The organism is Nocardioides sp. (assembly GCF_031397825.1).
GTDB lineage: Bacteria > Actinomycetota > Actinomycetes > Propionibacteriales > Nocardioidaceae > Nocardioides.
On sequence record NZ_JANNML010000060.1, the window covers coordinates 1 to 16,842 of the forward strand.

A 16,842-nucleotide genomic window follows, 5' to 3' on the forward strand; every position below is an offset into this window, starting at 1 on the left:
CCTAGGGCCGACCCCCAGGTCACGCCCTAGGGTCGGACCATGGACGACAACACCCGGCGCCTCGAGGAGGGGATCCTCACCGACCTCGAGGACCAGCTCAGCTATGCGGCCTACCTCGACCTGCCGCGGCTGCTCTCCGCACAGCACCCGCGCAGCAGCCCGGTCCAGCACGACGAGCTGCTCTTCATCGTCCAGCACCAGACCTCCGAGCTGTGGCTCAAGCTGCTGCTCCACGAGCTGGTCGCCGTGCGCGCCCACCTGGCCGGCGACGACCTCGGCTCCGCGCTCAAGGGGCTGGCGCGGGTCAAGCGGATCGTCGAGACGCTCACCGTGCAGTGGTCGGTGCTGGCGACGCTGACGCCCAGCGAGTACGCCGAGTTCCGGCCGTTCCTCGCGTCGTCGTCGGGCTTCCAGTCGAGCCAGTACCGAGCGGTGGAGTTCGTCCTGGGCAACAAGAACGGCTCCATGCTCGACGTGTTCGCCGACGACGCCCCCGCGCACGAGCACCTGGCGCGGCTGCTCTCCGAGCCCACCCTGTACGACGAGTTCCTGCGGCTGCTGGCCCGTCGCGGTCTGCCGGTCCCCACCGCGGTGCTCGAGCGGGACGTGACGCAGGCCCACGTCTTCGTCGGGGACCTGGTGCCGGTGCTGGCGACCGTCTACCGAGACCGTCCGGCCCACTGGGACCTCTATGAGGCGAGCGAGACCCTCGTCGACCTCGAGGACGCCTTCCAGCTGTGGCGCTTCCGGCACATGCAGACCGTGCAGCGGATGATCGGTCACCAGCCCGGCACCGGTGGCTCCAGCGGGGTGCCGTTCCTGCGCCGGGCGCTCGACCTCACGTTCTTCCCCGAGCTCTACGCCGTGCGCGCCGACGTCGGGTCCTGATGCCGAGTCGGCGCGATGTTGAAGCCTCTGCAACATCGCGCCGACTCGAGTCAGGCCGAGCGCCGCCGTCGTACGGCTCCGGCGAGCGCGCCCAGCAGCGCCCCACCAGGCACCCCGACCGCCGTCCACAGCGCCAGCGCCGTGAGGTCGTCGGACAGGTCGAGCGGAAGGCCGGTGGCCAGCAGTGCGTCGCTGACGTAGTAGGCGAGCACGGCCGCGGCAACGCCGAGCGCACCTCCGGCAGCCGCGGACCGGACGCCGCGCTGTACCCAGCCGAGCGGCAGTGGCAGCAGGACCCAGGCGTAGACCGGACCCAGCGCCAGCGACACCACCCGCGCCGTGGAGCGCACGCCGTCGGGCACCTCGGCGCCGAGGCCGAACGGCGAGGACAGGTCGTTGGCCAGTGATGCCGTCGCACCGAAGACCGCTCCCGCGAGGAGAGCGAGCAGCAGGCATGCAACATCGCGCCGACTCGGCATCAGGCGGCCAGCTCGTCGATCAGCAGGGCGAGGTGCAGCGAGAGCCGGGTCTCGGGGTCGTCGAGGCTCAGGCCGAGCAGCGCCTCGGCCTGAGCGAGGCGCTTGTAGAACGCCGGTCGCGACAGGTGGATCGCGGCCGCGGCCTCGGACTTGCTCGCGGGGTGGAGCAGCAGCGAGCGCACGACCTCGAGCAGCGGGCGTGACGAGCCGGCGTCGTGCGACTTCAGCGCCGCGAGCTCACGGCGGGAGAAGTCGGTGAGTCGTGTGTCTCGCGCCAGGAGAGCGACGAGGCCGCGCACGTGGGCGTCCTCGATCCGGTGCACGACGTCGACGGAGGCCGACGTGCCGGCGAGCGACTCCAGGACGTGCTGGGCCTCCTGGAGCGAGCGGTCGACGTGGCCGAGGTCGTGGACGGCCCGGCCCGCGGTCATCCGCACCGGAGCGACGCCCCCCACGCGGGCGAGCAGCGCCGCCGTGAGCGCGACCTGGTCGTCGCCCGTCCGCAGCGACAGCAGCGCCCGCACGTCCCGGTCGATCTCGGCCGCGACGAGCGGCAGCCGCAGCCGGTGCCCGGCCGCGATGACAGCGGCGATGACCTCGGCCGTGGGGGCGGAGACCGGCCGGAGGCTGACCCCCACCAGCATCCGTCGGGTGACCGGCAGCCCGGCGAGCTCGCAGCGCCGCGGTAGGTCGGGGGAGGTGGGGTCGGCGAGCAGGCCGAGCACCAGCGCCAGGTGGGTGCGGCGCACGAGGGTGTCGCGGTCGCGCGCCTGCGTGCGCTGGACGGCGATGGTGGCGGCCGCCCGCTCGAGCAGCGAGACGAAGCGAGCCGGTGGCGCCGTGCTGGTGTGCAGCAGCAGCCGTCCGGTCGCGCGGCCCGGTCGCCCGACGCGGGTCACCAGTGCCTCCTGTGCGGCGTCCCAGCCGGTGCGCTCGGGCACGTCCACCCGCCGCGATCGCCGGTCCCACGCGTCGAGCCACTCGCCGGTCGCGTCGGCGGCGAGCACGTAGTCGAGCACCCGGTGCTGCTCGTCCTCCAGCACCACCGTGCGCCCCGAGAGCCGGTGCACCGCCTCGAGCACCTCGGTCGGGCCGGCGTCGTCCAGGGTGAGCTCGGTGAAGACCTCGTGCAGGTGCTCGACGGCCTGGAGCTCGCCGAGCCGGGCGTCGACGATCCGCTCCCCGAGGACCTGCGCGATCCGGGCGAACGGCACCTCGTGCTGGAGGGTCACCAGCGGCAGCCCGCTCGCGAGGCAGGCATCGACCAGCGACGCCGGCAGGTCGGTGGCCCAGCGGCGGCCGAGCTCGACCAGCAGCCCGACGGCACCGGCCGCCGCCAGGCTCCGGGCGTACGACGCCAGCCCCGCCGGGTCCTCCGGCAGCGCGATGCCGGTCGTGAGGACGAGCTCGCCCCCGCGCAGCAACGGGGCGATGTCGGTGAGCTCGGCGGGGTGCACCCAGTGGACGGCCCGGTCGAGGGCGTCGTGGCCCGCGAGCACCCGCACCCGGCCGGAGCGCACCAGCGGCATCTCGAGGACCTCGGCCAGCGTGGGCAGGGCGACAGTCTGTAACGGGAGGGGGTCGCGCGGAGACATAGTGCCCATCCTAGGAGCCTCCGGTGCCCGTCACACTGGAGGCCGCGCCACCGATCCGCCCCGCCCGCACGACCCGAGCACGACCCCCGAGGAGCACGCATGTCCACGACCATCACCCACTGGGTCGACGGAGCCCCCTTCGAGGGCACGTCCGGCCAGCTGGCCGACGTCACCAACCCCGCCACCGGGGTCGTCTCCGGCCGGGTGGTCCTCGCCAGTGAGCGCGACGCCCAGCACGTGATCGCGCGCGCGAGCGCTGCGGCCGCGGGGTGGGCGACGACCTCGGTCGCCCGCCGTACGTCGGTGATGTTCGCCTTCCGCGAGCTCCTCAACGCGCGCAAGGACGAGCTCGCCACGATCATCACCGCCGAGCACGGCAAGGTGCACTCCGACGCGGTCGGCGAGATCGCCCGCGGCCTCGAGGTCGTGGAGTTCGCGTGCGGGGTCGGCCACCTGCTCAAGGGCAGCCACTCCGACAACGCCTCCACCGGCGTCGACGTCCACTCGCGCCGCGAGGCGCTGGGCGTCGTGGGCATCATCAGCCCCTTCAACTTCCCGGCGATGGTCCCGATGTGGTTCTTCCCCGTCGCGATCGCCGCCGGCAACGCCGTGGTCCTCAAGCCCAGCGAGAAGGACCCGTCGGCCGCCCTGTGGCTGGCCGCGCTGTGGACCGAGGCCGGACTGCCCGACGGCGTGTTCAACGTCCTCCAGGGAGACAAGGTCGCCGTCGACGCGCTGCTCGACAGCCCCGAGGTCGCGTCGGTCAGCTTCGTCGGGTCGACGCCGATCGCGCAGTACGTCTACGAGCGCGCCAGCCGCTCCGGCAAGCGGGTCCAGGCCCTCGGTGGTGCCAAGAACCACATGGTCGTGCTCGGCGACGCCGACCTCGACCTGGCCGCCGACGCGGCCGTCAACGCCGGCTTCGGCAGCGCCGGCGAGCGCTGCATGGCGATCAGCGTGCTGGTCGCGATCGACCACGTCGCCGACGACCTGGTCGACCGGATCGCCCAGCGGGCCCGCACGCTGGTCATCGGCGACGGCGCCACGGCGAGCACCGAGGCCGGTGCGAAGGAGGCCGACATGGGCCCGCTGGTCACCCGCGCCCACCGCGACCGGGTCGCCGGACTCATCGCGAGCGGAGAGGAGGCCGGCGCCAAGGTCGTCCTCGACGGCCGCGAGGTCCAGGCCCGCGGCGAGGCGGACGGGTTCTGGTTGGGCCCCACGATCTTCGACCACGTCAGCACCGAGATGGAGATCTACACCGAGGAGATCTTCGGGCCGGTGCTCAGCGTCATCCGCGTGGCGTCGTACGACGAGGCGGTGGCGCTGGTCAACGCCAACCCCTACGGCAACGGCACCGCGGTCTTCACCAACGACGGGGGAGCCGCCAAGCGCTTCGAGACCGACGTGCAGGTCGGGATGATCGGCGTCAACGTGCCGGTGCCCGTGCCGGTCGCCTACTACTCCTTCGGCGGCTGGAAGCGCTCGCTCTTCGGCGACACCCACGCCCACGGGGTCGAGGGCGTGCACTTCTTCACGCGTGGCAAGGTCGTCACGTCCCGGTGGATCGATCCGTCCGACCGCCCCGAGGGTGGTCTCGAGCTGGGGTTCCCGCGCAATGACTGATCTGCAGAGCAAGCCACTGATCGACCTCGACGCCGCGCGCACGCACGCGCTCGACCGCGCGCACGTCTTCCACTCGTGGTCGGCGCAGGACCTGATCGACCCGATGGTCGTGACCCGGGCCGAGGGCTCCTGGCTCTGGGACGGCGACGGGGCCAAGCTGCTCGACTTCACCTCGCAGCTGGTCTTCACCAACCTCGGTCACCAGCACCCGCGGGTGGTCGCCGCGATCCAGGAGCAGGCAGCGACCCTGTGCACGGTGGCGCCGTCCTACGCCAACGCGGCGCGCTCCGAGGCCGCGCGGCTGATCGCCTCGCACACCCCCGAGGGCCTCGACCGGATCTTCTTCACCAACGGTGGCGCCGACGCCAACGAGCACGCCATCCGGATGGCGCGGCTGCACACCGGTCGCCAGAAGGTTCTCTCGACCTACCGCAGCTATCACGGTGGCACCCAGCTCGCCGTCAACGTCACCGGCGACCCGCGTCGCTGGCCCAACGACAGCGCCTCGACCGGCACGGTGCACTTCTTCGGCCCGTTCCTCTACCGCAGCGAGTTCTACGCGACGACCGAGGCCGAGGAGTGCGCCCGCGCCCTCGAGCACCTCGAGCACCTCGTCGCGATGGAGGGCCCCCAGACGATCGCGGCGATCATGCTCGAGACGATCCCCGGCACCGCCGGGATCATGGTGCCGCCGGCCGGCTACCTCCAGGGTGTGCGCGACCTGTGCGACCGCCACGGCATCGTCTACATCGCCGACGAGGTCATGTGCGGCTTCGGCCGCGCCGGCCGCTGGTTCGCCGTCGAGGACCACGGCGTCGTCCCCGACCTGCTGACCTTCGCCAAGGGCGTCAACTCCGGCTACGTCCCGCTCGGCGGCGTCGCGATCTCGGCCGAGATCGCCGCGACCTTCGGTCAGCGGCCCTACCCCGGCGGCCTCACCTACTCCGGTCACCCGCTGGCGTGCGCCGCCGCCGTCGCGACCATCCGCGCCATGGAGGACGAGCAGGTCGTCGAGCACGCCGCGCGTCTGGGCCGCGACGTCATCGGTCCCGCCCTGCACGACTTGGCCGCCCGACACCCCTGGGTCGGCGAGGTCCGCGGCACCGGGGTCTTCTGGGCGATCGAGCTGGTCGCCGACCAGCAGACGCGGGAGCCGCTCGCGCCCTACGGCGGGAGCAGCCCGGCCATGGGTGCGATCCTCGCCGCGTGCAGGGAGGAGGGGCTGCTGCCCTTCGCCAACTTCAACCGCGTCCACGTCGTCCCGCCCCTCACGATCAGCGACGAGGACGTCCTCGCCGGCATCGCGATGATCGACCGAGCGCTCACCCGGGCGCATGCCGCCCACTGACGCGGCTGCGACCGCGGCCGCCGCCTTGGCCGGCTCGGTGCTGCGACCGCTCTGGCTCGACACCCCCGACCGACCCGAGCCGCGACCGCCGTGGTCGGCGGCCGACGCCGACCGCGTGCGTGGGCTGGTGATCGTCGGTGGCGGCTTCACCGGTCTGTGGGCCGCCGTACGCGCCAAGGAGCGTGAGCCCGCACGCGACGTGGTCCTGCTCGAGGGCGAGCGGATCGCCGAGCACGCGACCGGTCGCAACGGTGGGTTCTGCGAGGCGTCGCTGACCCATGGTGAGGCCAACGGCCGCGAGCGCTGGCCCGAGGAGTACGACGCCCTCGAGGCGCTCGGGGTGCGCAACCTCGACGAGATCGAGGCCACGATCGAACGCCACGGCATCGACTGCGGCTTCGACCGCAGCGGTGTCCTGGCCGTCGCGACCCGTCCGCACGAGGTCGCCGGCCTGGAGCCGGAGGTCGAGGGGTTCCTCGACGCCGGTGCCGTACGCCGCGTCGTCGACTCGCCCACCTACCTCGGCGGCCGCGTCTCCCGCGACGACTGCGCGACCCTCGACCCGGCGCGACTGGCCTGGGGCCTCGCCCGGGTCGCGGAGTCGCTCGGCGTGCGGATCGCCGAGCACACGCCGGTCGGCGACGTCGTGCAGCACCGCGACCACGTCTCGCTCGCGACCACGCACGGCGAGGTGCGGGCCGAGCAGGTCGTGCTCGCCACCAACGTCTTCCGCCCGTTGCTCAAGCGGCTGCGGCTCTCGATCGTGCCGGTCTACGACTACGTCCTGGCGACCGAGCCGCTGACGCCGGCCCAGGTGGAGGCGATCGGGTGGACCGACCGGGTGGGGATCTCCGACTCGGGCAACCAGTTCCACTACTACCGGCTCACGCCCGACGACCGCGTGCTCTTCGGGGGCTACGACGCGATCTACCACTACGGCCGCTCGCTCGACGTCGCCCACGAGGACCGCGCCGAGAGCTTCGAGACGTTGGCGCGGCACTTCGTCGAGACGTTCCCGCAGCTCGAGGGGGTGCGCTTCACCCACCGGTGGGCCGGCGCGATCGACACCTGCACGCGCTTCTGCGCGTTCTTCGGGGTGACCCGCGGTCGTCGGATCGCCTACGCCACGGGCTTCACCGGTCTCGGGGTCGGCGCGTCACGCTTCGGCGCGGACGTGATGCTCGACCTGCTCGCGGGGGAGTCGACCGAGCGCACCCGGTCGCGGATGGTGCGCGAGAAGCCGCTGCCGTTCCCGCCCGAGCCGCTCGCCTGGATCGGGATCCAGCTCACCTGCTGGTCGCTCGCCCGCGAGGACGCCACCGGTCGCCGCAACCTGTGGCTGCGGCTCCTCGACCGGCTGGGGCTCGGCTTCGACTCCTAGGGCGTTGCTGCTCGTCGCGCGGTGGGGCTGGTGTCGGTCGTGGGAGTGGTCCTGGTCTGCGATGGCCGGACGTTCGGCCGTCAGGGCGGAGGACGACGGGTCGGCCTTCCGTGGGTGCGTTTCGGGGGTGGTCAAACGTTTGGCCACCTTCGAGCGGGTGGGTTCAGCCGGGTCGAGCTGAGCAGGTGAGGGCTGAGGACGGCGAGGCTCGGGCGAGCTCTGGCCTCCCGCTGATGTGAGGCGCTCGGTGCCGGCACCGGCGGGGTCGGGCCGGACAAGGCTGGTGTGGGTCGTGGGAGTTGTTCTGGTTTGCGATGGCCGGACGTTCGGCCGTCAGGGCGCAGGACCACGGGTCGGCCTTCCGTCGTGGGTGCGTTTCGGGGGTGGTCAAACGTTTGGCCACCTGCGAGCGGGTGGGTTCAGCCGGGTCGAGCTGAGCAGGTGAGGGCTGAGGACGGCGAGGCTCAGGCGAGCCAGGCGACGAGGACGGCCAGCCCCAGGCTTCCGACGATGCCGAGCAGGAAGCCGCCACCCCCGGTCGTGCGCCGACGCGTGAGGCTCGGCGCCGGCACCGGCGGGGTCGGGCCGGCGAGGAGCAGGTAGGCCGGCACGCCGATCGGCGGGACCAGGACGAGCAGCCAGAACCACGCCCACCGCGTCGCCCGCCAGGGTTGCGGGGAGCCGGTCAGGGAGAAGAGCGTCCCGAGCAGGACGCCGAGGTGCAACAGCCCGGCCCAGGCCGGCAGCCCCCAGCCGAGCACCGAGGCCCCGCCGCCGGTCCATCCGGTCCGAGCCACCCGGAGCTCCGGCTGGAGGGCGCGCAACCGCGCCTCGACATCGGCGACGACGGGGTCATCGCCGCGCTGCGCCCCGGACGGCCCGGACGCCCCGGACGCCCCGGACGCCCCGGACGGCCCGGACGGCCGAGGTCGCTCCTCGACGAGCGCGGTCGTGTAGGTCACCAGCCCCTGGTCCCAGCGGACCTGCGCAGACGCACGGCCCCGCTCCCCGGTCGCCAGGCCGCCGGCCACCCGGACCTCCTGGACCTCACCGGAGGCCACCGCGTCCTCGAGGTCGGACAGGGTCGCCTCGCGCTCGCCGGCGAGCAGGGCGACGAACGTCAGCGCCACCCAGCAGACGATCAGCACCCAACGGCAGGCCCGCGCGCCGCGGCCCCAGGGCGCGACGTGGGGTGGGGCGGGCGCTGCGAGGGCGGTCGTGGACGGCACCTGCCGCACCCTAGGTCAACGTCGACCACCTCAGTCCTCCAGCAGCTCCTCGAAGCCGAGCTGACGCACGAACGCGTGCTCCTCGCCCTGGTCGGCAGCACGGGCACGCGCCAGGTCGGCGCGGATCTGCGCGTCGCGACGCTCCTGCGCCTCGGCCTCGAGGCGAGTCACGAGGGCGTCGCCGAGGGCCGCGCCGGAGAGGAACGCGCCCTCGACCTTGGAGACCGGCCCCCACCCGTCGCCGCAGACCCCGAGCCCGGCGGGCGTCAGGCGGAACGGCTCGTCGCGCGACCCGGTCGGCCGCGCCATCGACCAGCGCTGCAGGTGGGTCCCGCTCGGGGAAGAGGAGATGCCGAGCACCCGCTGCAGTGCGGCGACCATGGCCGGCAGCGCGGCGTGCGGGTCGGGCACGTGAGGAGCGGCGAAGGCCGGTGTCGAGTGGGCGACCAGCACGGGTGCACCGTCGCCGCGACGGCTGCCGTCGTCGGCGATCCACGCCAGGTCGGGGTCGTCGTTCACGAACGCGCCCGCGACGAAGGCGCCGTCGAGGTCCCACAGCCGGGTGGGCCACCAGGCCGTGAGAGCCAGCACCGGCTCCCACTCGCGGGTCAGGTCCGCAGCCAGCGACGACAACCCCTCACCCAGCAGGTGGACCGCCTGTCCGTCGGGCATCGCGAGCACCACGGCGCTCGCCGGGGTGCCGTCGACGCGCAGGCCGTCAGCGTCGGCGGTGACCACCTCGACCGCGCCCTCGCGCACCTCCAGCCCGGATGCCAGCTCCTCGACCACCGAGCGCATCCCGGCCGGCGTGCCCCAGCGCAGCGGGCCCTGCTTGGTCGCGGGAGCGGCCCCGGAGGACAGGACGGTGAACGTGTCGGTCCACGGACGCACGACGCCGATCGCCTCAAGGTCGGCCACGACCCGGGCGAAGCGGTCGTCGGTGACGGTGAAGTACTGCGCGCCGGTGTCGACCGGCCGCTCGGCGAGGTGCCGGCTGGCCATCCGGCCACCGATCCGGCGTCCGCGGTCGACGACCGTCACCGGCAACCCGGCCTCGGCCAGGACTCGGGCACACGCCACGCCGGAGATGCCGGCCCCCACCACGATGATCGGATCCACCGACCCAGAGTGACAGGGTGGGGCAATCGGGCCCGAGACGACCAGTCCGATTTCCCGCGGATGTGCCCGATCCGTGCCAATCTCCTGCGTATGAAGCTCGACGTGAGCCCGCGGTCGGCACGCGGTCGCCGGTCGGACGTGCTGCTCGCGCTCGTCGTGCTCGTGCTGCTCGGGGGCTCAGGTCTCGCGGTCAGCCAGGTGGTGGCGCGCCAGGTCGACATGTCGGCCGAGCAGGAGATGCGGCAACGCACCGACGCCTTGCGTGAGGCGACGTCGGCCGAGGTGCAGAGATACGCGACCGCCCTGACGCTCTCGGCAGCCGGGCTGGGAGCCGCGGGACGGCCGACGTACGACGCCTTTGCGACCGCCACCGCCCCCCTGCACGACATGGACCTCGCCGGCGCCACCTCGATCGTGTTCATCGCGCCGCCGGTGGTGGAGAAGGACGTCGCGCGCCAGCAGCGTTACTGGCGCGCCCTGGGCTCCACGGACCTGGTGCTGGAGCCGAGCCCGGACCTGGGCGCGCACGCCTTTGCGGTGTTCAGCGACCCTCTGGACGGAGCGGCCACCCGCAGGACGGGGATCGACGTCGCCGCCGCCCCGGCGCCCTTCGCTGCCTTGACCGAGGCTGCCAGGTCGGGCGAGGTGGCGATCAGTGAGCCCTACGAGCTGATCATCGACCAGTCGCTGCCGCCGGAGGAGCGGCAGACGTCGTTCTCCATGACGGCCCCGGTGCTCCGCGCGGGAGTCGACGGGGACCGGCTGCTCGGCTGGGTGCTGCTCGGGATCCGCGGGCAGGACTTCATGGGGAGCGTCCTGCAGGCAGCCTCCCAGGACTCCGTCGACGTCGACCTGCTCGCCGCGGGGGACACCGGCCCGGAGGCCGTGGTCGAGGTGGCCGAGGTGCGGTCGTCCGTGGAGGGTGAGCGGGACCTGCGTCGTACGACGGTCCTGCCGGTCGCCCAGCGGACCTGGACGATCGAGGTGGCCGGCCGCGGCGATGCGCTCGTGGGGACCGGCAGCTACCTCCCGCGCATCGTGCTCGGTGGCGCACTGCTGGTGGCCCTGCTGCTCGCTGGACTGACCTGGGTGCTTGCGTCCGGGAGGGCCCGCGCCCGCGTTCAGGTGCGGCGGGCGACCCGGGACCTCGTCGAGGCCGAGGCCGAGGCCCGACGGCAGGCCGGCCTCCTGACGGCGGTGCTCGACTCGATCGGCGACGGCGTGGGTGTGGTGGACGAGACCGGCGCCTTCCTGATCCACAACCCTGCGGCCAAGGACCTCCTGGGGGTCGACGACACCGATGTTCCCGCGGAGTGGCAGGAGCACTACGGCCTCTTCACCACGGCGGGGGCGCCGTTCCCGCAGGAGGAGCTTCCGCTGGTGCGGGCGCTGGGAGGTGAGTCGACCGACGAGGTCGAGATGGTCGTGCGCAACCGGGCTCGACCCGACGGTGTGCGCATCGCGGTGAGCGGGCGCCCGCTCGACGCAGCAGGGCAGCGTGGCGCGGTCGCGGTGTTCCGCGACGTGACCGTCGACCGCGAGCAGCGCGCCGAGCTCGCGGCCTTCGCCGGCGTCGTGGCCCACGACCTCAAGCACCCGCTGACCGTGATCCTCGGCTTCCTCGAGCTGATAGCCCTCGAGGCGGGCGCCGACTCCGAACCGACGTCGGCCCACCGCGACCGCGTCGAGCACTACACCGCCCGCGCCCTGTCCACCGCCCGCCGCATGGACGAGCTCATCAGCGACCTGCTCGACTACACCACGGCCCGCGATGCCGGCTTCGCCCTGACCGAGCTGGACCTGGGGGCGCTGGCGCACGAGGTGCTGGAGGAGCAGCTCGCGCGCGCCTGGGACGGAGAGCCGCCCGTGGTCCACGTCGGCGCACTCCCCACCGTGCTGGGCGATCCCGTGCGGCTGCGCCAGGTGTTCGCCAACATCCTGGGCAACGCGATCAAGTACACCGCGCCCGGCCAGGTCCCTCGTGTGGAGATCACGGCCGTGACCTCGGACGGCGCTGTCACGGTTCTCTTCAGCGACCGGGGCATCGAGATCCCCCGGGACCAGCGGGCGGCGATCTTCACGCCGTTCCACCGGGCCCACACGCAGGGCTACAGCGGCACCGGCCTCGGCCTTGCCATCTGCCACCGGGTCGTCACCCGGCACGGAGGCACCCTCACGGTCCGTGACAACCCCGGTGGGGGCTCGGTGTTCGAGATGACCCTCCCGACGCCGCAGGAGCGACCCCGAGGGGATCAGCCGGCCGCGATGGCCTCGCGCAAGTCCTCGGCCCCGAGCTCGGCGCCGTAGGCAGGCTTGTCGCGGTCGAAGCGCCGGCCCTCCACGAGCGGACCAGCGTCGACCACGTCGAAGCCGAACTGGTCGATGAGCGAGCCGACGACCGCCTTGGCGTCCGCGTCGTCTCCGGCGATGGCCAGCGCGCGGCGGGCCGGTTCACCGGCCGGCAACGCCGCGTCGACGATGTGCAGGGCCTGGATGGCGTTGAACGCCTTCACGACCTTCGAGGTGGGCAGGTGCTCGGCGAGGAGCTCGCTGGGGCTGGTGCGGCCCTCGTCGATGTCGGGCCACCGGCCGTCGCGCTCGAAGTAGTAGTTGTTGGTGTCGATCACGACCTTGCCCGCGAGGGGCTCGACCGGGACCTGTGCGTAGTTCTTGAACGGGACGGTCACGACGACGAGGTCGCCGGCCGCGGCCGCGTCCTCGGCGGTGCCGGCGCGGGCGTGCTCGCCGAGCGAGGCGACGACGTCGCCCAGGGTCTCGGGGCCGCGTGAGTTGCTCAGGACGACGTCGTAGCCGTGGGCGACCGCCTGCTGGGCGATGGCCTTGCCGATGTGTCCGCAACCGATGAGTCCGATGGTGGTCATGACGGGCACAACCGGTGCGGGCGAGGAGTTAGTCCCGGATGTGGTGCAGGAGACTTGTCCCGTGACCCCGGACGACCTGACCGACCTGCTGGCTGACGGACTCCTCGTGCTCGACGGCGGCATGTCCAACGCCCTCGAGGACCGGGGGGCCGACCTGTCCGACGACCTGTGGACCGCCCGGCTGCTGCGTGACGCCCCCGACGAGGTCGTCGCGGTGCATCGGACCTACTTCGAGGCCGGTGCCGACGTGGCCACGACGGCGAGCTACCAGGCCAGCGTCCCCAGCCTGGTGGCGGCGGGCCTGGGCGCGGCCGAGGCGGAGTCGCTGATCAGCACCAGCGTCACGCTGGCCCGGATCGCCCGCGACCAGGTGCAGCGAGCCACGGGTCGCCGGCTGCTCGTCGCCGCCTCCGTGGGCCCCTACGGCGCCGTCCTGGCCGACGGGTCGGAGTACCGCGGCGACTACGGCCTCAACCCCGCTCAGCTCCGCGACTTCCACGGACCCCGCCTCGAGGTCCTGGCCGCCGCCGGCCCCGACCTCCTGGCCGTCGAGACGGTGCCCGACGTGCGGGAGGCGGAGGTGCTGGTGCCGCTCCTCGACGAGCTCGGCCTCCCGGTCTGGTTCTCCTACTCCGTCGCCGACGGGCGCACCCGCGCCGGCCAGTCGCTCGAGGAGGCCTACGGCGTCCTCGCCGGCTCGTCCGCGGTCATCGCCGCTGGGGTCAACTGCTCCGCCCCTCCCGACGTCAGCGCCGCCGTGCGTGCCGCTGTCGCTGCCACGGGCCGCCCGGCCGTCACCTACCCCAACCGCGGCGAGTCCTGGGACTCGGCGCACCACGTCTGGCAGGGCGCCGATCTCTTCGACACCGCTCTCGCGCTCACCTGGTACGACGAGGGGGCGCGGCTGCTGGGTGGCTGCTGCCGGGTCGGTCCCCGCGACATCGCGGGGCTCGCCGAGGTCCTGTCGGCCCGCAGGTGACCGTCTGAGCGGCCCGGGGGCGATGTGGGCAGCGTCTCGGCGTGACCCGCCCGTCTGCGGGGTACCTGTGAGGAGCCATGGACCCTCACCCTCCTTCCTCGCGTCTGCGCTGGGCCGACGTCGCCAAGGGCGGCTGCATCCTGCTGGTCGTGCTCCACCACGTGGTGGGCAAGCACCTGGTCGCGGTCGTGCCGGACGACCTCGCGGTGGTCGCGGTGGCCTGGTCGGGCGTGAGCGGCGCCCTGCGACCGGTCCGGATGCCGCTCTTCTTCGTGCTGAGCGGCCTCTTCGCCTCGCGTGCCGTGCATCGTCCGTGGACCTCGGTGGCGCGGCGGGTCACCAACCCCGCCTACGTCTACGCCGTCTGGCTGGTCCTGCTCGGGCTCTTCTTCACCTGGGAGCAGGACCTCGTCACCAACCGCACCCAGGACCTGGGCGAGCTGGCGGTCGACCTGCTCCTCGCCTCGACGGCCCTGTGGTTCCTCTACGCCCTCGCCGTCTACTTCCTGGTGGTGAGGCTGACGCGACGCGTGCCGACGTACGCCCTGGTGGCAGTCAGCGGCGTCGTGGCGCTGGGAGCCGCGGCGCTGCCGATCGAGGAGGCCAACCGGGTCTCGCTGCTGGTGCACCTGGTCTACTTCGTCGTCGGCGCCAGGTGCCCGGGTGTCGTCACGGGGCTGGCCGGGCTGCGCGTGCGCCGGCTCCTCCCGGTGGGCGTGCTCGTGCTGCTCGTGGGGTCCGGGGCCCTCGCGCTCCTGGACCTCCCCTCGCCGGTGCGTGTGGTCCTCCTCAGCGTCGTCGGGGTCCCGGTCGGCGTCTGGGTGGCCGCGGCTCTCGTGCGCGTGGCACCGGCCGCCCGCGTGGCCGATGCGCTGGCCTGGACGGGCCGTCGCACCCTGCCGGTCTACGTCCTGCACCTCCCGGTCCTCGGCGCGCTGCACCACGTCCTGGTCGTGCCGGGCGCCTCCGGTGCCTCGACCCTGTCCCGGACCGCGGCGGTGCTGGTGGCGGTGGCCTACCCGCTCGCCGTCACCGCCGTGGTGGTCGTCGCGTCGCTCGCCGTGCACCGGGTGCTGGTGCTGCTCGGGCTCGGGGTGCTCTTCGAGCTGCCGCGCCTGCCCCGGGGTCGGGTGCCCGTCGGCCCTCAGGCCGAGGCGGCGTCGCGCACGGGACGAGCGAGGACCACGATGTTGGAGAGGTACTCACCGTCGGTGAAGTCCGTGCAGGTGACCAGCACCAGACGGCCGCGACCGCGGTCCTGGCCGAAGAGCTCCTCGGCAGCGGCGGCGAGCTCAGCCTTGGAGTAGACCTGCACGCGGGTCGCGCGGTAGTCCACGAGCCGGCCCTCGTCGCGGACCTGCACCACGTCGCCGGGGCGCAGCTCGCCGAGCCGGTTCATGACACCGCCACCGGTGTGCACGGTGTGGCCCGTCACGACGGTCTGGCCGCTGCGGGCGCCGGGCTCGGCGCTGAGGTCCCACCACCCGACCTGGTCGGTGTCGCTGGGGGGTGTCAGGACCTCGCCGACCTTGGCGATCGGGACCAGAGGGGCGTCGAGGGAGATCGACGGGACCAGGATCGCGTCGTCACCCGCGGGGAGCGTGACGGCCGGCGACGCCTCGAGCGAGCCGGTGCCGGAGCCTTCGGACGACGGCAGGGCAGGGCCGAGGAAGACCAGCACCAGGGCCACCAGGAGGAGTCCCCTGATGATCCTCGCGTCGGTCGCCTCGGCCTGCTCCGCGGGCGTCATCGTGGTGTCGTCTGCTCGCGCCGCGATCAGGCGCGCTGGAAGCGGCGGTAGCCGATCAGCCCGGCGACACCGGTCAGCAGCACCAGGCCGGCGCCGAGGGCGCCGCCGGTGAGCGACAGGTCGCCGTCCGAGGATCCGGCGTCGACGATCGTCGGGACGTCGGGGTCCTGCGGGTCGGGGTCAGGCGTCGGGTCGGGATCCGGGTCCGGGGTGGGGTCCGGGTCGGGGGTGTCGCCGGCGCGGTCGTTGGGGCCGCACGTGACGTTGCCGATCTCGGCGCTGACCAGCGGGGCGTCGGTGAACTGCGCCGCGGCCGGCAGCACGTTGAGCACCAGGGCGGTGACCTCGATCGCGCCGGGCGAGGGCTTCGACTGCTTGTTGAGCGTGATCTCGAGGATGTTGTCCTCGAGGGGCGCCAGCTGCGGGGCGATCTGGGCGATCAGGTTGTTGACGATCTGGTCCTGGATCGGGTCGATGATCGCGCTGAGGGGCGCCAGCTGCCCGTCGAGGGTGTTGTTGATGTCGACGCGCAGGGCGTCGATGACGGTGTTGAGCACCACGTCGAGGTCGGTGACGACCTGGGTGTTGGGCGGCGGGCTCGCGGGCAGCTCGACCAGGTCGATCGCGGCGCCGCCGACGTCGAGCTGGAGGGTGGTGTCGGCGATGTTGGCCGTGCCGCTGGTGGCGTTGCCGGGGCCGGCGGTGCAGCTGGCCTGCACGGCACCGAGCGTGCCCCCGAGGCCGGTCGCACCCAGCGGTGCCAGGCCGTCGCTGATCGCGGCGGTGAGGGGGCCGACCAGCTGGTCGATGATCACGTTGAGCGGCGCCAGGGGACCGAGTGCGGAGGCGGGGTCGATCAGCACCGCGCCGGTGAGGTCGAGGTTGGCGATCGAGATGCCGACCGGGTCACCCGGGGTGAGGCACTGCGACTCACCGACGTCGGCGATCGAGGCGCCGTCACCGGCCACGCCCGAGCAGGCGGCCGAGACTCCCTCGCGGCCGTCGAGCTTGGCCTCCGCGTCCTGGGCCAGGACCCCCACGTCGAGCAGGTCCTGGTTGCCGAGGACCGCGACGGGCGGGTTGGCCTCGCCGGTCTTGGTCTCGCCGGAGCCGTCGTTGGTGGCCTGCGTCGTGCCGGAGTCGGTGCCGTTGCCGGCGAGCGATATCGTCAGCGCGGTCGCCGACGCCTGGGACACCGTGGTGGCCGCCAGGGCCGGGGCCACGGACATCGCCGTCAGCGTGACAGCACCGATGGTGGCCGCCAGCGTGGTCAGTCGTCTGGTCAAGAGAGTCTCCTGGAGCAGTGCGGCACCGCGGGGGGCCGCGGTGCCGAGGAGTTGATGTGAAGTTGTCAGGCGTCAGGCGATCCCGCGCGTCCGAGCGAGCGGGTCGAGCACCCCATGTGCGTGTCGTCACGGTAACCCCGCGAGGCAGATACCGCGAGGGCATCCCGCATGACGGTCGTGACGGCCCTCCCGCCGAGTCGGGGGGGGGGGGGGGGGGGCCCGGGCGGCAAGACGCCCCCCCGGGGGGGGGGGGGGGGGGGGGGGGCGCGGCGGGCGGGGG

Annotated in this window: 13 protein-coding genes and 1 pseudogene; 7 read left to right on the plus strand and 7 right to left on the minus strand. The window is 73.3% G+C overall.

The genetic code is table 11. The features are described from left to right. Positions 1–39 precede the first annotated feature (39 nt). The gene (locus RMN98_RS04935) at positions 40–888 is read left to right on the plus strand and encodes a tryptophan 2,3-dioxygenase family protein (protein WP_309647688.1); all 849 of its coding nucleotides are present in this window, start codon (positions 40–42) and stop codon (positions 886–888) included. A gap of 50 nt (positions 889–938) precedes the next feature. Here RMN98_RS04935 and RMN98_RS04940 read toward each other — a convergent pair whose 3' ends face one another. Both RMN98_RS04940 and RMN98_RS04945 read right to left on the minus strand, forming a co-directional pair. Then, a complete protein-coding gene (locus tag RMN98_RS04940) occupies positions 939–1,367 on the minus strand; it encodes a hypothetical protein (protein WP_309647689.1) in 429 nt (142 codons plus the stop codon). Further along, positions 1,367–2,962, minus strand: a complete 1,596-nt coding sequence (locus tag RMN98_RS04945) for a PucR family transcriptional regulator ligand-binding domain-containing protein (RefSeq protein WP_309647690.1) — start codon at positions 2,960–2,962, stop codon at positions 1,367–1,369. The genes RMN98_RS04940 and RMN98_RS04945 overlap by 1 nt, the downstream gene beginning before the upstream one ends. A 99-nt stretch (positions 2,963–3,061) precedes the next feature. Here RMN98_RS04945 and RMN98_RS04950 point away from each other — a divergent pair, with 99 nt between their 5' ends. From RMN98_RS04950 to RMN98_RS04960, 3 genes are read left to right on the plus strand one after another with little or no spacing between them, the layout of a single operon-like run. After that, positions 3,062–4,588: a CoA-acylating methylmalonate-semialdehyde dehydrogenase gene (locus tag RMN98_RS04950; protein ID WP_309647691.1), complete on the plus strand. Its 1,527-nt coding sequence runs from the start codon at positions 3,062–3,064 to the stop codon at positions 4,586–4,588. Next, positions 4,581–5,936 (plus strand): aspartate aminotransferase family protein, encoded by a 1,356-nt coding sequence (locus tag RMN98_RS04955; RefSeq protein ID WP_309647692.1) that lies wholly within the window; start codon positions 4,581–4,583, stop codon positions 5,934–5,936. Before RMN98_RS04950 ends, RMN98_RS04955 begins: the two co-directional genes overlap by 8 nt. After that, positions 5,923–7,317: an FAD-dependent oxidoreductase gene (locus RMN98_RS04960; RefSeq protein ID WP_309647693.1), complete on the plus strand. Its 1,395-nt coding sequence runs from the start codon at positions 5,923–5,925 to the stop codon at positions 7,315–7,317. The genes RMN98_RS04955 and RMN98_RS04960 overlap by 14 nt, the downstream gene beginning before the upstream one ends. Positions 7,318–7,781: 464 nt before the next feature. Here the strand turns inward: RMN98_RS04960 and RMN98_RS04965 are convergent, their stop codons facing one another. After that, positions 7,782–8,546, minus strand: a complete 765-nt coding sequence (locus tag RMN98_RS04965; RefSeq protein ID WP_309647694.1) for a hypothetical protein — start codon at positions 8,544–8,546, stop codon at positions 7,782–7,784. 30 nt (positions 8,547–8,576) lie between these two features. Beyond that, positions 8,577–9,665: an FAD-dependent oxidoreductase gene (locus tag RMN98_RS04970; protein WP_309647695.1), complete on the minus strand. Its 1,089-nt coding sequence runs from the start codon at positions 9,663–9,665 to the stop codon at positions 8,577–8,579. A 90-nt stretch (positions 9,666–9,755) separates the two neighbouring features. On the opposite strand from RMN98_RS04970, the gene RMN98_RS04975 reads away from it, so the two are divergent. Beyond that, on the plus strand, positions 9,756–11,972 hold the full coding sequence (locus RMN98_RS04975) for an ATP-binding protein (protein WP_309647696.1): 2,217 nt from the start codon (positions 9,756–9,758) through the stop codon (positions 11,970–11,972). Here the strand turns inward: RMN98_RS04975 and RMN98_RS04980 are convergent. Beyond that, entirely contained in the window at positions 11,918–12,547 is a 630-nt protein-coding gene (locus tag RMN98_RS04980) for an NAD(P)-binding domain-containing protein (RefSeq protein ID WP_309647697.1), read from the minus strand. The two genes, RMN98_RS04975 and RMN98_RS04980, sit on opposite strands and share 55 nt — an antisense overlap. 61 nt (positions 12,548–12,608) lie before the next feature. On the opposite strand from RMN98_RS04980, the gene mmuM reads away from it, so the two are divergent. Both mmuM and RMN98_RS04990 read left to right on the plus strand, forming a co-directional pair. Then, positions 12,609–13,526 carry a homocysteine S-methyltransferase gene (gene mmuM / locus RMN98_RS04985; RefSeq protein ID WP_309647698.1) on the plus strand — a complete coding sequence of 306 codons (918 nt, stop codon included), beginning with the start codon at positions 12,609–12,611 and terminating at the stop codon, positions 13,524–13,526. Between the two features lie 77 nt (positions 13,527–13,603). Then, positions 13,604–14,551, plus strand: a pseudogene (locus tag RMN98_RS04990) (acyltransferase family protein); the annotation flags it as partial. Positions 14,552–14,670: 119 nt separating this feature from the next. On the opposite strand, the gene RMN98_RS04995 reads toward RMN98_RS04990, so the two are convergent. Together RMN98_RS04995 and RMN98_RS05000 are read right to left on the minus strand one after the other, a co-directional pair. Beyond that, positions 14,671–15,276: a class F sortase gene (locus tag RMN98_RS04995; RefSeq protein WP_309647699.1), complete on the minus strand. Its 606-nt coding sequence runs from the start codon at positions 15,274–15,276 to the stop codon at positions 14,671–14,673. Positions 15,277–15,302: 26 nt separating this feature from the next. After that, the gene (locus RMN98_RS05000; RefSeq protein ID WP_309647700.1) at positions 15,303–16,562 is read right to left on the minus strand and encodes a hypothetical protein; all 1,260 of its coding nucleotides are present in this window, start codon (positions 16,560–16,562) and stop codon (positions 15,303–15,305) included. Positions 16,563–16,842 lie beyond the last annotated feature (280 nt).

Excerpts from the sequence above, each read along its gene's own strand:
- RMN98_RS04980 (WP_309647697.1), bottom strand. The coding sequence starts at position 12,547 with ATGACCACCATCGGACTCATCGGTTGCGGACACATCGGCAAGGCCATC.
- RMN98_RS04995 (WP_309647699.1), bottom strand. The coding sequence starts at position 15,276 with ATGACGCCCGCGGAGCAGGCCGAGGCGACCGACGCGAGGATCATCAGG.
- RMN98_RS04935 (WP_309647688.1), top strand. The coding sequence starts at position 40 with ATGGACGACAACACCCGGCGCCTCGAGGAGGGGATCCTCACCGACCTC.
- RMN98_RS04960 (WP_309647693.1), top strand. The coding sequence starts at position 5,923 with ATGCCGCCCACTGACGCGGCTGCGACCGCGGCCGCCGCCTTGGCCGGC.
- RMN98_RS04955 (WP_309647692.1), top strand. The coding sequence starts at position 4,581 with ATGACTGATCTGCAGAGCAAGCCACTGATCGACCTCGACGCCGCGCGC.
- RMN98_RS04945 (WP_309647690.1), bottom strand. The coding sequence starts at position 2,962 with ATGTCTCCGCGCGACCCCCTCCCGTTACAGACTGTCGCCCTGCCCACG.
- RMN98_RS04940 (WP_309647689.1), bottom strand. The coding sequence starts at position 1,367 with ATGCCGAGTCGGCGCGATGTTGCATGCCTGCTGCTCGCTCTCCTCGCG.
- RMN98_RS04975 (WP_309647696.1), top strand. The coding sequence starts at position 9,756 with ATGAAGCTCGACGTGAGCCCGCGGTCGGCACGCGGTCGCCGGTCGGAC.
- RMN98_RS04950 (WP_309647691.1), top strand. The coding sequence starts at position 3,062 with ATGTCCACGACCATCACCCACTGGGTCGACGGAGCCCCCTTCGAGGGC.